The sequence below is a fragment of the Mameliella sp. AT18 genome (assembly GCF_028807275.1).
Taxonomy (GTDB): domain Bacteria; phylum Pseudomonadota; class Alphaproteobacteria; order Rhodobacterales; family Rhodobacteraceae; genus Antarctobacter; species Antarctobacter albus.
The window spans coordinates 1-1,013 of sequence record NZ_JARAMO010000055.1; the positions used below are offsets into that span (position 1 = coordinate 1).

Below are 1,013 nucleotides of genomic sequence, written 5' to 3' on the forward strand. Positions count from 1 at the left end.
TGCGAGCCGCCGTTGAAGCCGAACCAGCCGACCCAGAGCATCGCCGCCCCGATCATGACATAGCCCGGGTTGTGCGGCGGATGCGTCTGCGTCCGGCGCGGGCCAAGGAAGACCGCGATGATCAGTGCCGCCAGGCCAGCGGTCTCATGCACCACGATGCCGCCCGCGAAATCCTTGACCGCCTCGCCGAACAGAGGCGCATCGCCGGCCAGCAGGCCGCCGCCCCAGACCCAGTGCACCACCGGCGCATAGCACAAGAGCATCCACAGCCCCGAGAAGATCAGGACAAAGCCAAACCCCACGCGTTCCACGTAGGCGCCCACGATCAGCGCCGGGGTGATGATGGCAAAGGTCATCTGGAAGGCAAAGAACAGCACCTCGGGCAGGGTGCCCGCCAGCGTGTCCGCGTCGATGCCGTTCAGAAAGACCTTGTCCAGTCCGCCCCAGAGCGCGTTGCCCTCGCCGAAGGCGATGGAATAGCCAATGGCAAACCACAGCACGCTCATCAGGCAGGCGATGGCATAGCAATGCATGAAGACGCTCAGCACGTTCCGTGCCCGCACGAGGCCGCCGTAAAACAGCGCCAACCCCGGCAGCGTCATGAACAGCACCAAGGCTGTCGCCACGATGATCCAGGCGGTATCCGCTCCGTTCATGTCTCTTGTCCCTCCTCTTGGATTGCGGGGCAGAAAGACGAAAACGGATGCGGAAAAAAGCGGCATCAGGGCCGAGAGGCGCGCAAAACGGGTGCTCTTTGCAAAGAGCCTCAAGAATAGGCTTAAATTTTGGATAATGCCCGCATATCGGGCAAAGAAAGGAAGTCTCAAGCTCCGTCTACGATGGCTTATCCCGGCGTACGGCGGCGGGCGACGGAATCGTTAAACTGCCTGTTTTCTAGGCATGTTGCGATGCCTTCAGGCTAGGAAAATCCCGATGCGCCCCCGGAACGGCTTGGTCAGCGACCCGGTCAGGCGTCCGGGGTCACTTTGTACAAAATGCTGGAATCGACGTAC

Annotated in this window: 1 protein-coding gene; it reads right to left on the reverse strand. The window is 61.4% G+C overall.

Features of this window, described 5'->3' with window-relative positions; genetic code table 11:
- The coding region (locus PVW46_RS07150; RefSeq protein WP_443137035.1) for an ammonium transporter at positions 1-656 on the reverse strand (656 nt) is incomplete at its 3' end.
- Between the last annotated feature and the right edge of the window lie 357 nt (positions 657-1,013).